8 protein-coding genes are annotated in these 14,565 nt (G+C 54.1%); all 8 read left to right on the forward strand.

Features of this window, described 5'->3' with window-relative positions:
• The first annotated feature begins 175 nt into the window (after positions 1–175).
• Positions 176–1,231, forward strand: a complete 1,056-nt coding sequence (locus FPY71_RS03745) for a sulfate ABC transporter substrate-binding protein (protein ID WP_149297751.1) — start codon at positions 176–178, stop codon at positions 1,229–1,231.
• A gap of 147 nt (positions 1,232–1,378) precedes the next feature.
• The gene (gene cysT, locus FPY71_RS03750) at positions 1,379–2,254 is read left to right on the forward strand and encodes a sulfate ABC transporter permease subunit CysT (RefSeq protein ID WP_149297753.1); all 876 of its coding nucleotides are present in this window, start codon (positions 1,379–1,381) and stop codon (positions 2,252–2,254) included.
• Positions 2,244–3,110 (forward strand): sulfate ABC transporter permease subunit CysW, encoded by an 867-nt coding sequence (gene cysW / locus FPY71_RS03755; protein ID WP_149297755.1) that lies wholly within the window; start codon positions 2,244–2,246, stop codon positions 3,108–3,110. The genes cysT and cysW overlap by 11 nt, the downstream gene beginning before the upstream one ends.
• Before the next feature lie 9 nt (positions 3,111–3,119).
• A complete protein-coding gene (locus FPY71_RS03760) occupies positions 3,120–4,157 on the forward strand; it encodes a sulfate/molybdate ABC transporter ATP-binding protein (protein WP_149297757.1) in 1,038 nt (345 codons plus the stop codon).
• Between the two features lie 159 nt (positions 4,158–4,316).
• Complete coding sequence (locus FPY71_RS03765; RefSeq protein ID WP_149297758.1) at positions 4,317–6,452, forward strand: type I secretion system permease/ATPase; 2,136 nt, start codon at positions 4,317–4,319, stop codon at positions 6,450–6,452.
• A gap of 5 nt (positions 6,453–6,457) precedes the next feature.
• Entirely contained in the window at positions 6,458–7,867 is a 1,410-nt protein-coding gene (locus FPY71_RS03770) for an HlyD family type I secretion periplasmic adaptor subunit (RefSeq protein WP_149297760.1), read from the forward strand.
• 833 nt (positions 7,868–8,700) lie between these two features.
• Positions 8,701–10,062 (forward strand): hypothetical protein, encoded by a 1,362-nt coding sequence (locus FPY71_RS03775; RefSeq protein ID WP_188052190.1) that lies wholly within the window; start codon positions 8,701–8,703, stop codon positions 10,060–10,062.
• Between the two features lie 317 nt (positions 10,063–10,379).
• Positions 10,380–14,369 (forward strand): hypothetical protein, encoded by a 3,990-nt coding sequence (locus FPY71_RS03780; RefSeq protein ID WP_149297764.1) that lies wholly within the window; start codon positions 10,380–10,382, stop codon positions 14,367–14,369.
• Positions 14,370–14,565: the final 196 nt, after the last annotated feature.

Below are 14,565 nucleotides of genomic sequence, written 5' to 3' on the forward strand. Positions count from 1 at the left end.
CAAAAGCGCCTTAAAATGGAGTTGTATTCTCCTCCATGCGCTTGCATCGATAAACTTGTTGCGTTCTCTGCTCGCTGTTCGAAACGGGCTTTGCGTTCTTCTTTGCTGCGATTGACACTGCGGGCAAGGAATATGAACCTAAGCCATAGAACTGGTAGATATTAGGGGATGGCATATGGCTCAAAATGGTTCCCGGCTGCGCGCTGGCGCAAAACCGTTACTTGCATTTCATGGAATTGCTCTGGCTTTGGGGCTGGTTCTGACGTCGGCAATGCCAGCGTCCGCTCAAACTGCCCTGCTGAATGTTTCCTATGATCCAACTCGTGAGTTTTACCGCGAGTATAACGAAGCGTTTTTGAAACATTGGACCGGCGAGGGGCATCCCACTATCGAAATCCGTCAGTCGCATGGTGGTTCAGGAGCGCAGGCTCGCACCGTCATTGACGGTCTGGATGCTGACGTGGTGACCCTGGCACTGGAAGCCGACATCAATGCCATTGCCGAGGCAACCGGCAAAATTCCGGCAAACTGGCGCACTCTGCTGCCGGACAATTCTGCCCCATACACATCGACAATCGTGTTCCTTGTCCGCAAGGGAAACCCCAAAGATGTGAAGGATTGGGATGATCTGCTGAAAGATGGCGTGCAGGTTATCACTCCCAACCCCAAAACCTCCGGCGGTGCCCGCTGGAACTATCTGGCGGCATGGGCCTGGGCCAATAAAGCCTATGGCAATGATCTGGAAAAGACCAAGGAGTTTGTTGGCGAACTGTACCGCCACGTCCCTGTGCTTGATACCGGCGCACGCGGTTCCACCACAACCTTTGTACAGCGTGGCATAGGCGATGTGCTGCTGGCCTGGGAAAATGAGGCATTTCTGGCGCTGGAAGAACTTGGGCCCGACCAGTTTGATATCGTGGTGCCAACCGTTTCCATTCTTGCAGAGCCGCCCGTGGCGCTGGTGGACGGTAATGTGGACGCCAAGGGAACGCGGGAAGTTGCCACAGCCTATCTGAACTATCTCTATTCCGATGAAGGGCAGACGCTGGCAGCACGCCATTTCTACCGTCCATCCGAGCCGGAAAAGGTCACTGACAAAAGCTTGCTGGAGCGGTTCCCGGATGTGGAGCTTGTAACAATCGATGACGCTCAGTTTGGTGGCTGGGTCAAAGCGCAGCCTGAGCATTTTGGCGAAGGTGGAATCTTCGATCAGATTTACCGCCCACGGTGACAGATTTACGTCTCTACGGACGGTTCATACTGATACCCCCTTTTCTCTGCACGATGTTTGGGACAAACTTTGTCAAGCACAGTTAACTCTGAACCGGGCTCCGGGGCGCATGGCGCGTCATTTGAGCGCCAAACGACAAGGGCCAAAATGGCTGGGCGTTTCGCTCTTAAAAAACCAAGCGTCGTGCCGGGCTTCGGTCTGGCAATGGGGTTCACGCTCAGCTATCTCAGCCTCCTGGTGCTGCTGCCATTGGCGGCACTTCTGTTCCGAAGCTTCAGCATTGGCTGGTCAGAGTTCTGGGCAATGGCAGCCAGTGAACGTGTGTTCCTGGCATTAAGGCTGTCTTTCGTCACATCCTTCATTGCGGCAGCCATCAATGCCGTTTTCGGCTTTCTCGTTGCCTGGGTTCTGGTGCGTTACCAGTTTCCCGGGCGGCGCATTGTTGACGCAGTCATCGATCTGCCATTTGCCTTGCCCACAGCCGTGGCAGGCATTGCCCTGACCGCGCTTTACGCGCCAAATGGCTGGGTCGGCCAGATGTTTGCGCCAGGCACGGCGCTCGGTTCGCTGTTCGGAGATGGCGGTCTGCGCATTGCCTATACGCCATTGGGAATTGTTGTCGCGCTGACATTTGTTTCCCTGCCATTTGTCGTGCGCACGGTTCAGCCAGTGCTTGAGGAGTTTGACTCCGAACTTGAACAAGCGGCGGCAACTCTGGGAGCCAACCGCTGGCAAATTGTCCGCAAGGTCGTGTTCCCCTCTGTCCTGCCTGCCTTGATGACCGGATTTGCCTTGGCGCTTGCACGGTCTGTTGGTGAATATGGTTCGGTCATCTTCATTGCAGGCAACATACCTTATGTATCCGAAATAGCCCCGCTTCTGATCGTCATCCGGCTGGAAGAGTTCAACTATGGCGGTGCCACCGTTGTGGCGGCACTGATGCTGGGCATTTCGTTTCTGATGCTGCTGGTCATCAACCTCATACAGGCATGGAGCCGCAGGAGATTTGGTCATGTCGCGTGAGCTTGCCCACCACCGGGGTGTGACGACCGAAAGCCGGTTGATGAAATACGTTCTCCTTTTCATCGCCTTGGCTTTTTTGGGGTTTTTCCTCTTTCTGCCTTTGGTTGCCGTGTTTGTAGAAGCATTCCGCAACGGCATCGCCATGTATTGGCAGGCCATTGTCCAGCCGGATGCGGTTGCTGCGATGAAGCTGACATTGCTGGTTGCGGCGATTTCGGTGCCTCTCAATCTGGTGTTCGGGGTGGCGGCAGCATGGGCTATCGCAAAGTTTGAATTTCGCGGCAAAAGCCTGCTGATCACTCTGATTGATCTGCCCTTCTCGATATCGCCGGTCATTGCGGGGTTTGTTTTCATTCTGCTGTTCGGGGCACAGGGATATTTCCTGCCGCTGATCGAGCCATTCGGTTTGAAAGTGGTGTTTGCGCTTCCCGGAATTGTTCTGGCTACGATGTTTGTCACGCTGCCATTTGTGGCACGCGAACTGATACCGCTGATGCAGGAGCAGGGGACTGGTGATGAGGAAGCCGCCATATCTCTTGGTGCCAGCGGCTGGAAAACCTTTTTCCTGGTGACTCTGCCAAATGTTCGCTGGGCGCTGCTCTATGGCGTGCTTTTGTGCAATGCCCGCGCAATGGGCGAGTTTGGCGCGGTTTCCGTTATATCCGGGCGCATTCGCGGCTACACCAACACAATGCCGCTGCACGTCGAAATTCTCTACAATGAATATGCATTCTCTGCTGCATTTGCGGTGGCAACGCTTCTGGCGCTGCTGGCCCTTGTAACGCTGGGAGTTAAAACCTTCTTCGAATGGCGCTTCGCGGGCGATCTGGCCGCGTCGGGTCGCTCTGGTCACTGAGGTTAAGTGATGGACATTCATCTCAAGCACATTCACAAGCGTTTTGACGGCTTCGCCGCGCTGAATGATGTGTCACTCGATATCCAGTCCGGCGAGTTGATCGCCTTGCTCGGCCCTTCCGGTTCCGGAAAAACCACTTTGCTACGGCTGATTGCCGGTCTGGAATTTCCAGACAGCGGGCAGATCTTTTTCGGCAGTGAAGAGGCTTCGCAAAAAAGCGTGCAGGAGCGCAATGTCGGTTTCGTGTTCCAGCATTATGCGCTGTTCAAACACATGACGGTTGCCGATAATATCGGCTTCGGCCTGAGGGTGCGCAAAGGCGCGGATCGGCCAAGCAGCGCCAATATTCGCCAACGAGCGCTGGAACTGCTGGATCTCGTTCAATTGTCTGGCCTGGCCAATCGATATCCGGCTCAACTTTCCGGCGGCCAGCGGCAGCGCGTGGCATTGGCGCGTGCACTGGCGATTGAACCCCGCATGCTGTTGCTGGATGAGCCTTTTGGCGCACTGGATGCCAAGGTGCGCAAAGATCTGCGCCGTTGGCTGCGCGAACTGCACGAACAGACTGGCCATACAACCGTTTTTGTAACCCATGATCAGGAAGAGGCGGTTGAACTGGCTGATCGGGTTGTGGTGATGAGCCAGGGCAAGATTGAGCAGGTCGGTTCAGCGGACGATATCTATGATCGGCCCGCCACGCCGTTTGTCTTCTCATTCATTGGCCAATCCAATGCGCTGCCGGTGGATGTGCGAAGCGGGCAGATTGCCTATCAGGGCCGCCTCATCGGCAAAACAGACGTGTCAGACGGAAAGTTCCAGCTTTTTGCAAGGCCACATGACATGGAAATTGTCGAGCCGGAGGTTGCAACCGTTGCCGGCACCGTTTCTGTGGCAAGGCGAGCTGGCCGTTCCCGCGTGGCCGAGTTTGACTCCGGCGAGGGTCGGAGGGTTGAGGTTGAACTTCCGGCAGATTCCGCGGTGGAGATTGGCTCCAGGCTGCATGTTCGGCCCACGCGCTGGAGGCTTTACCCTGAACTGACTGCCTGAACCAGCATCCATTTTTTTAAACCGGAGGCGCACGTCTGAATAGGCGTGCGCCTTATTTTATTCAATCTATAATTTATTGTTATTTATAGAATATAAGATAAGACTATAGGTATTACTGTAAGCCTAGTTTCAGCTATTTTGCACATGCGAAGTGTTCATATGAAGCAACAAAATTTTTCAAGCGATAGTCTCGCGGTTGAGTGCCTTGTCGTTCTTGCCGCGCTACACAGTATCGCCGTATCACCAGAAAATATCGATCATCGGTTTCGCGCCAGTACCGGCGCTTTTGGCATGACTGAACTGCTGCTTGCAGCAAAGGAGGTCGGGCTAAAGGCAAAAGCGGTAATTGCAACGGCGGATCGTCTGCGTCTGACGCCGCTACCCGCCATTGCGCTTGGCAAGGACGGGCGATTTTTCGTCATGGCTCGCTACGATGGCGGTCGTGCCCTGATCCACGATCCGTCGGTGGGTCGTCCGCAATGGCTTGATGCCGAGCAGCTCGCAGAACGATGGACGGGCGACCTTGTGCTGACGCGGGCCAAATTGCTGCGCGGCGGTGAAATTGCCAAGTTTGATTTCACCTGGTTCATTCCGGCCGTAGTCAAATATCGCAAGCTGCTGGGCGAGGTTTTCGTAGCCTCTTTTGCCTTGCAGGTTGTTGCGTTGCTGACGCCCATCTTTTTCCAGGTCATCATGGACAAAGTTATTGTTCACGGCAGCCTGACCACGCTTGATACATTGGCCATTGGTCTTCTCGCCATCGGCTTTTTCGAAATATTCCTCAGCTATCTTCGCGGTTACATTTTCACGCACACCACATCCCGCATTGATGTCGAGCTGAGCGCCAGGCTGTTCAACCATCTCATCAGATTGCCCATTGCCTATTTTCAGAGCCGACGGGTGGGTGACTCGGTTGCCCGTGTGAAAGAGCTTGAAAACATTCGCGCCTTTCTGACCGGGAATGTCATAACCGTAATTCTGGACTGCTTCTTCTCAATCGTGTTCATCGCGGTCATGCTGTTCTACAGCAAGGTGCTGACGCTCATTGTGGTGCTGTCGCTCCCGGCCTATGCGGCAATTTCCATGTTGATCACCCCGCCCTTGCGCCGCAGGCTGGATGAGGTGTTCAGCCGCGGTGCTGAAAATCAGGCCTTTCTTGTGGAATCTGTTACGGGCATCGAAACCATCAAGGCAATGGCGGTGGAGCCACACGTCAACCGCCGGTGGGAAGAGCAGACTGCAGGTTATGTCAGGGCCAACTTCATGACGCAGCGGCTGTCGCTGTTTGCCAATGAAGCGGTATCCCTGGTCGGCAAGGTTGTGATGGTGCTGACCCTGTGGTTTGGCGCGCGGCTCGTTATCAGCGGTGATCTTTCCGTTGGTGAATTGATTGCGTTCAACATGCTGGCAAGCCGCGTTGCGCAACCGATCATGCGGCTGGCGCAGCTCTGGATCAATTTTCAGCAGACCGGTGTTTCCATGCAGCGGCTGGGCGATGTGTTGAACAGCCCGACTGAAGCCACGGGCGTTTCGCGCTCGGTGATGCCGCCTATCCGCGGCGACATCCAGTTTGAAAATGTGACATTTCGCTATCGGGTTGATGGGCCGGAAGTGCTGCGCGACATTCATCTGGATATTCGGGCAGGGCAGGTGATTGGTTTTGTTGGACGCTCCGGCTCCGGCAAAAGCACCACGGCACACCTGATCCAGCGCATGCATGTGCCGGAGCGTGGCCGTATCCTGATCGACGGGATGGATGTTGCATTGGCGGATGCATCTTCGCTGCGTCGCCAGATCGGCGTTGTGCAGCAGGAAAACGTGCTGTTCCACCGCAGCATCCGGGACAATATCGCCTTCAGTGAACCCGGAGCACCCATCGAGCAGGTCATTCAGGCCGCCACAATTGCCGGTGCACACGACTTCATCCTTGAGCTTCCGGAGGGTTACGACACACTTGTTGGAGAAAGAGGCGCATCGCTTTCCGGCGGACAGAGGCAACGCATTGCCATTGCCCGCGCTTTAATGGGCAACCCCCGAATCCTGATTTTTGACGAGGCGACCAGTGCTCTTGACTATGAGTCCGAGCACATCATTCGCAACAACATGTCGGCAATATGCCGGGGGCGCACGGTTATCATCATCGCGCACCGCCTCTCCGCTGTTTATGACGCCGACGAAATCATCGTCATGGATCGCGGGAACATTGTCGAGCGCGGCAACCACCGTGATCTGGTGAACCGTCCAAACGGACATTATGCGCGCCTGCACGGCATTCAAGCATCGGCACGGGGGTAAAGGATATGGGCATTCTTCATGATCTGGCGCCGCTGTGGCGCCGTTACAAAGACATTTTTTCCGAGGCGTGGAAGGAGCGCAGAAGCCTTGATGCACCCAAGCGCAGCACGGATGAGTTGAATTTTCTGCCATCGGCGCTTTCGCTTCGTGACACGCCCGTCAATCCTGCTCCGCGTATTCTGGCCTGGGGCATCATCATTATGTTCTCGCTGGCTTTGATCTGGTCGTTTGTTGGACGAATGGACGTCATTGCATCCGGTCGTGGCAAGGTGGTTCCCGGCAGCGGCAGCAAAATTGTGCAGGCGGCAGAGGTTTCCGTCGTTAAATCCATCTACGTCAAGGATGGCCAGAAAGTCGCCAAGGGTGACAAGCTCATCCAGCTTGACGACAAAATGGTTGCCGCGGATGTAGAGCGTTTTGAAGCCCAGATTGCCGCCAAACGGATTGATCATGCCATTGCGACTTCGGTTTTGAAGGCGATGGAAGATCACAGCCAGCCGGAATCCCTGAGATCCAAACTGGCGGATCTGCCGCAGGAAGACATTTCTCAGGCGGACATTCGGTTGCTGGGCCGCTATCAGGCGATGGAAACCGCCATTGAAGAGAAGAATGCCGAGCTGCGGCAGCTTGATACGCAACTGGCGGCCTCGAAAGCGTCGCTTGACGGTCTGGAGCAGGTCATTCCAATCACCCGTGAATTGTCGGCAAGTCTGGAAAGCCTGACCAAGAAGGACTTTGTTTCCCGCTCGCAATTTCTGGGAAAGGAGCAGGAACGACTGGTTCAGGAGCGCTCGCTGATTGATCAGAAGTTCGAAGTCGAGAAAACATCCAGTTCGCGAGACACATCGCAGCGTCAGAAAGACAATCTGATTTCGCGCTGGCGTCAGGAAATGCTGGATCTGCAGAGCACTTCGGCGCAGGACGTCCAGGTGCTGGGCAAGGAACTGGTGAAGGCGCGGCGCAGGCAGGAACTCATGATGCTCGTGGCGCCGGTCGATGGCACAGTGCAGGAACTGGCCATCAAGACCGAGGGTGGTGTTGTTACTGAAGCCCAGCCTTTGATGACGATTGTTCCGACAAAGGACCCGATTGAGATTGAGGCCATGCTGCCCAACAAGGATGTTGGCTTTGTGCGGCCGGGGTTGCAGGTCGAGGTCAAGGTGGACGCATTCGAGTTCACGAAATACGGCCTGGTGCTTGGAACGATCTCCACTCTTTCCACCGACTCGATTGAGATGGAAAATGTCGGTCCGGTATTTGCAATGCGCATTCTGGTGGATGAAGTGCCGGAGGAAATAACCATCGCACCGGGCATGAGCATCACGGCGGAAGTGAAAATTGGCAGCCGCAAGATTATTGAATATTTCCTGTCGCCGCTGAATGTCTATCTGCACGACAGTCTGCGTGAACGCTGATCTTTTAAAGCGCTCTATCGGCTGAACTGAATGCCCCGTCGGAACAACTCCGGCGGGGTTTTTGTTTTGGTTGACCGTCATGCAGTCCGGCGCCTCAAGACCAGCAAAGTTTGAGACGAGAGGAGCAAAGCCGGAAAGCCTGGTCAGTCGTGGCCAATAGAGAGCGGTGCGGCATAGGTAACTTGGCAAGATGCGATGTCTCAAGCGCTTTACTGGATTCGACTCTAAAAAATTTCCATATGAACCAGCGGTTTAAGTGAATTTCGCTGGTCGATTTTTATACAAAATTAAATACACAATCGCTTGCAATCATAATTTTTGCAAAGTATGATATTTATATATTTAGATGAAATTCAACTGTCTTCACTTTCAAGATCAGATTTCAAAAGCGCTTTTTGATGTGTCGTTCAATATGAATGAGGGGGGATGATAATATTTTTCCTGTCAGGCGAATTGTTTTAGTGGTTTCGATCATTTTCGTATGATCATTTTTGATTGAATTTTACAACGTCAACGGAATTTGTAGCGCATCTGCGATTGCCAGGCAGAAGCGGATTATTGCGAACTGAAATCAATTTCAATTTTATTATTGTTCACCACTGAATTATTCCCTGAGTTATTTATCAGTGTTTTGTATTTCGTAGAATAACTACAACATTATTTCAAATGCAGCGATCAGTTTTCAAATCGCGCCCGAAAGTATCGATTCCAAAAGTAAATTAAATTTTTCGAAGCTTAATTATTTTGTCAGGATAATTAAAATGGGAAACGATAATACTCAAAGCGGTTATTCTACAGAAATTTCCGAACTGTTGAATAGCATTGCGGTCGCGATGTCCGAATACAATGGCATAAAGAACGACCTGTCCGAGGTGGATGCTGTGCTGGGCAGTCTGTTCGGCTACGCGATGCGGTTAATGCGCGAGCGAGGTGAGTCTGAAACCGATCTGGAAAAATGGCGCGACGGCCTGCAAATGGCCTATACGGGTGTCAACATCGTCCGCGGTTTGCGCCTGGCCGGGCAGGGAATGGATCTGGTCGGTTCCGCCGCGACCATCGGCACAAACGCCATGTTCGCCATTGGCAACGCTGCCAATGTTACAGCAAATATTCTCAATGTGGTCGATCTTGGCGTGAATAAGGGCGCAGCGGCTGATTATCTGTGGGCTCGCGGCTCTGAAATCGGCCTGCACTTGGCTATGGGCGCGCTGAATGCGATTTTCCCGGCATATGGTGCGGCGTTCCTGACCGCATCCATGTTCAGCCCGACTGCCGTTTATAATGCGACAAAATACGCTGAGGCGGCAAGTGACGCGCGCGACAAGTTCGCGCAGACCAATTGGCTGGGCGACTGGGCCATCGCCAATATGTACGATGACTATAAGGAAATGGCGATTGGGTCGTCGATCCCGATCTTCAACATGCTGTCCGCCTTGTTTCCAGCAATGTTCTCTTCCGGAACATCCAGTGCAAACCATATATTGAGTTCTTATGGCATCACCAGCGGTTCATCTGCGGAAGACATAGCACGCGCGAAAGCGCAGTTCTGGGGTGATGGCTTTGACTCCCGCGAGAAGGGCCTGCGGGACGGTTATGTTGCAGCAATGCGGAAAATTGCAGACACAACGGAGGCCAAGCGCGTCATTGCCATTACCGGTCAGGAGTTGCGGTCCGATCAGGCCACCATTGCCGGTTTCACCGGGCTTATTCCAGACAACAGCAACAGAAACTACATGTATGTGCTTGAGGGCGGCAAAAACGACCGCCTTGTGCTCACATCGGACAAGATCGATGTGACGTCAAATGCGCAGTCCCAGTATGTGGCGTTTCTCAGCCCGGTCATGCCGATCAGCGGAGAAGAGCGCCAGACACTGATTGATGGCAAGCAGACAACCCATGGCCTCAAGCGTCCGACAAAAGTCGATGTCATGCATTTGATCGACGGGAACAGCGACACAACTTTTGATCCACGAAACATTGCCACTCTCGGCTCCTTGACCAAAGTTCAAAAGAACGGAAAACCGGTTAATGTTGTTGGCACCGAGGGCGGGATTGATATCGACGGTGGTGGTGGTGACGATACAGTTGTCGCAGCGCCACGCGCGTTCCGCTTCGACGGTGGTGAGGGAGTTGATGGCGTCGATTACGGCCAGCCGATCCAGCAAAGCGCCTGGATAGTCGCCAGCGCAGCATAAAACATCATTCAGTCTGATATTTTAAAAGCCCCTTCGACAACATGTCGAAGGGGCTTTTTCGTGCGGATGAGCGCCCGCAGGCCACTGGTTTTGACGGGGTGAGTAATTGCATAGACCTTGTGTTTGATATAACGATTTGTGGAAATACATCATATATACAAGGTATAGTATCCATAAATATTATAAATTACAATTATAAATTGAATTATCGTTCTATGTATTGACCAATATTGATGGCTTATCTGCGGAAAAATTGAGTTTGTATTTCAGCGGGATTTTATCTCGCATGTTGCTTAATACGAATTGGGAAAAAGGCTGTGAACATTAATAACTCTTCCGGCGCGGATGCCGAGTTGCTCGGTGCTGTTGCGCTTGCTATTGACGAATACAATAAGATCACCAAAGAAATTTCGGATGTTGACGCACTTCTGGATGGGCTTTTCGGTCATCTGGCTGGTGAGAACAAGAGCGGCCCGAGTTTTAATATGTCCGCGTTGACCCAGGCAATTTTTGCAAAGGTCAACGCAAATGAAAATTACTATGCTCCGACCACTGTGGCGCAAGAGGGCGCGGACGCCGGCAAGAAATACAATCTCTATCTGCCGAATTCTGATTACAGAAAGCCAATGGACGCCATGTATGAGGCTGTCTGGCAGAACACTCAGTTCGCCCGGCTGCCCCAGGCTTTGATGGCGTCGATTGAACGCAATGATCTGAAATATGCGGAATCACGCATCCGCGAATACACGCTGAACGACTGGTTTGGCAGAAATGACGAGCAGGTCGGCTTCGTGGGCAACAATCCGCGCCGCAGCTGGCTCGAGCCCAGACTGCGCTTTTTCTACAGTGATGAAGGCGGAACTCTGACGCGGAAGTATTACAGCATTGGAATGGGCGGTGTTATCACGGTCAATGGCGGGCAGGCTGGCGAACATGATGATCTGCCGGTCGCCAGTGCTCTTCTCAGTCTGCTCAATATTGTTTCCAGCCTTTCTATTCTGACATCGCCTGACAATTCCATTGCGAAGACCAGCGCGACAAGTCTAATGCTGGTTTCACAATTTGCATCGGCAATAGAAAGCCTGCGCGCCACACGTTTGGACTGGGATGTTTCGCGTGATGTCAGGCTGTCTCGCCAGGTTGCCGGTATTGCCGGAGCTGCATCCTTCGCGATGCTGTTTGCAGATGAAATTTCCAAAATGCAGGCGGATGGCCGAAGCAATTTGCAAACGGCCCAGAGCCTGTTGCAGATGACCTATTTCGCCACGAACATTGTGCGCAATGTTCAGGCCGTCATGGCGGCACGGCTGGTCCAGGACTATTTCTACATGCCGGTTTCCACGGCCGGTATGAATTTTGCCGGGGCAACAGCACATGCTGCGGCCAGTATCCTTGGCATTATTGATGGCGCGAACAAGGGTGCATCTGCCGGATTGCTGGCTGCGCAAAGCGCCGAACTTTTCGTCAAAATCAGCAGTGGCATTATGCTGGCAATGGCCCCGTTGCAGACGACACCCGTCGGGGCCTTGGTCGGATCGATGTTCAGCCCGGTTTCGGTCTACCAGGCCGTCATGTTCCAGGAAGCCGTTGACGAGGCAATGGCGCTTTATGGTCAGACAAACTGGGAAGGGGACAAAATTCGCGCCGAGTACTACGCAGACATGCGCAATCGGGCGATTTTCATGTCAGTTCCGCTGTTGAATGCCTTTGGCGGACTTTTCGATTTTGGCGGCTATCTCAGCACAAGTGGCTCAGCAGGGTCTCGGTCCGCCAATCTTTTGGCGCGCCTTGGTATCAATGCCGCGGACGGGGAGGCGGCTGTTACCGCCGCGGTGAAAGAGTTTCTGAATGAGGGTTTTGATTCCAGAGAGATTATAGCCCAGCGCGGTCATGTCGACGCCATTCAACGCATTGCGGCCACCACAGATGCCAAACGAGTGGTGGCGGTCACCGGGCAGGAAACCCGGTCGGACATGGCAACATTTCTGGCTGCAACCGGCGGCGTGTTCCTGGCAAATGCCAGCAGCAACCGCAATTTCATCTATGACAGCGCCGACCAGACGATCAAGGCAAACGGGCTGATCGGCCAGCGGCTTGGCAGCGATGTCATCGATATCAGCAGCAAAGCGGAATCCCAGTATTTTCTGTTTCTTACCCCTGCAATGCCGATCAGCGGTGAAGAGCGTGACATGCTGAGCAGCGGCAAGAAGCGAACCAGCAAAGCCTCGCTTGTCGCTGATACGCTTTTCACCATTGTGGATGGCGCAACAAACACAGTTGCAAACGCGGCCAATGTGGCCTCGCAGGCACTGAAAACCGGCGCTTTGAAAAACGGTCAAAGAGAGAAAATTGTAGGCAAGCAAGGCGGGCTCGCCTTTGACCTTGGCGCCGGGGACGACGTGGTTCTGGCCGCGGCGCGTGCCATGTACGTGGATGCCGGGGCAGATTATGACGGCGTGGATTATCGATCTGCGCTGACTGCCTTCAAGGCGGATGTCCCCGCGCTGGATGTCAGCGTTTTTCAGGACAATGCGGCCGGGCTGCAGGGCTACCGGGTCAACAAGGCTGGTTTTGGCACGTTCCACGATGTGGAATTGCAGGAAACCACCATTCAGGAAGGCAAGGAAACGCGCACTGTCGTCACGCGGAAGATCGTGACGGTGAAGGATTATTACTCGGACTCGCAGGTCGATCTTCTGGTCGGCGTCGAATGGGTTCATGGCACGTCGCACGACGACAAAATGACGGGCGGGGAGGCCGCTGACATCTTTCTCGGGGGAGATGGCAACAATACGCTTTCAGGCAATGGCGGCGACGACCAACTGATCAGCGGCAAGCACAACGACACATTGAACGGCGGTGAGGGCTTCGATCTTGTTATGGCTGGTGCGGGAAATGATTATCTGCACGACACCGGCACCAATGTCTCTCCGGTCACTGTTGAAGGCGCTGTCCGTTCGGGTGATACGCTGATTGGTGGCGAAGGCAGCGATACGGTTCGGGCCGGCGGCGGCAACGATCTGATTTTCGGTGATGATGCGCCGAGTGTAAAGTCGAATGCCGCGCCTTTGGCGCAGAGTTCCGGCGTCAACTACAATGACTATCTGTTCGGCAATGCCGGGAACGACACGATCGACGGCGGCTTTGGCAATGACTCCGTCGAAGGCGGTGAAGGTGACGATCAGATTTTCGGCGGCGATGGCAATGATACATTGCGCGGTGGCACTGGAAAAGATTCCATCTGGGGCGGCAATGGCAACGACACCATATACGGCGGCGATGCGGCCAGCGCCCTTTATGGCGATGAAGGCAATGACTATTTGTACGCCGGCTCTGCAGGAAGTCTGCTTCTGGGTGGCGCCGGCAATGATACGCTGATGGGCTCAACCGGCCATGACATTCTGATCGGCGGTGCGGGAAGTGACATACTTCGCGGCGGTGAGGGAAGTGACATTCTGTTTGACGACAGCGCAGACAGAAACGCGCCCAATCACCTGTATGGCGAGGGCGGCAACGACATTATCGTCACGGCAAACCTGACATTTTCGGATGTGTTCGACGGTGGTGCCGGCACGGACACGCTGTCATTCCGTTTCATGAGCAAGGGGGTGGATGCCAATATTGAAAGCAGGACAGCAAGCTCTGTTGGCACAACCAATCCCGTGAAGGACACGGTGCGCAGCATCGAATGGCTGGAAGGTTCCGAACATGACGATGTTCTGACCGGCAATTCTGGAGACAACCGGCTGATTGGTCGTGGAGGCAACGACACTCTGGTTGGTGGCGCCAACAAGGATGCGCTGTTTGGCGGCGCCGGAAGGGATGAGCTATATGGCGGCACCGGGGTTGACCTGATCGACGGTGGCGAAGGGGACGACTATATCTTCGGAAATGGCGGTGACACCATGTTTTTCAGCGGCCATTTCGGTCGCGATCTTGTGCAAGCTGAATCGGGGGCGGATCTGAGCGGCAGCCTGTTCATTTTCACCGGCATCGACTATCGCAACCTGTTTTTCGTCCGCGACGGAGACAGTTTGGTGGTGCGTCGCGAACAGATCGTCAGCGGTGTGGATAAGTCGGAATATATGGGTCATGCGGGCGTGCTGATTAAGGACTATTTCGCGGGAGCCAACTCCAGCAAGGTTGCATTCGCCGATCAGAACGGCTCAGCCCTGGCAGGCTTGATGGTGCTGACACTGGTCAGCGCCATGGCTGATGCTCAGACAACCGGCTTTGGTGGCTCCGGCTACGCAGACTTTATGCAGCCGGTTCTGCAGAATGCCTGGACACTGACGGCAGCCGCCTGAGCAGGCTTAATAGATGAGGCTCGTGCCTCCGCAACGCGGCCGCTTCGGCCTGGCTGCGGCACGAGCCTCTGTTTCAAAGCGGTCGGCGCAGTTCGATGGTTTGATCCTTCAACAACAGCCCGGTCTTATTCGCGGGCGATCGCGTGTGATATTGCCTCCGCGACTGTCATGGCTGCACGCTACACCTTGAGAGTAT

It is taken from the genome of Aureimonas fodinaquatilis (assembly GCF_008369445.1).
In the GTDB taxonomy this organism is placed as follows: domain Bacteria; phylum Pseudomonadota; class Alphaproteobacteria; order Rhizobiales; family Rhizobiaceae; genus Aureimonas; species Aureimonas fodinaquatilis.

What these genes read in the sequence shown, in the direction of transcription:
- FPY71_RS03745 (WP_149297751.1), top strand. Translation starts at nt 176, where the DNA reads ATGGCTCAAAATGGTTCCCGGCTGCGCGCTGGCGCAAAACCGTTACTT.
- cysT (WP_149297753.1), top strand. Translation starts at nt 1,379, where the DNA reads ATGGCTGGGCGTTTCGCTCTTAAAAAACCAAGCGTCGTGCCGGGCTTC.
- cysW (WP_149297755.1), top strand. Translation starts at nt 2,244, where the DNA reads ATGTCGCGTGAGCTTGCCCACCACCGGGGTGTGACGACCGAAAGCCGG.
- FPY71_RS03760 (WP_149297757.1), top strand. Translation starts at nt 3,120, where the DNA reads ATGGACATTCATCTCAAGCACATTCACAAGCGTTTTGACGGCTTCGCC.
- FPY71_RS03765 (WP_149297758.1), top strand. Translation starts at nt 4,317, where the DNA reads ATGAAGCAACAAAATTTTTCAAGCGATAGTCTCGCGGTTGAGTGCCTT.
- FPY71_RS03770 (WP_149297760.1), top strand. Translation starts at nt 6,458, where the DNA reads ATGGGCATTCTTCATGATCTGGCGCCGCTGTGGCGCCGTTACAAAGAC.
- FPY71_RS03775 (WP_188052190.1), top strand. Translation starts at nt 8,701, where the DNA reads ATGTCCGAATACAATGGCATAAAGAACGACCTGTCCGAGGTGGATGCT.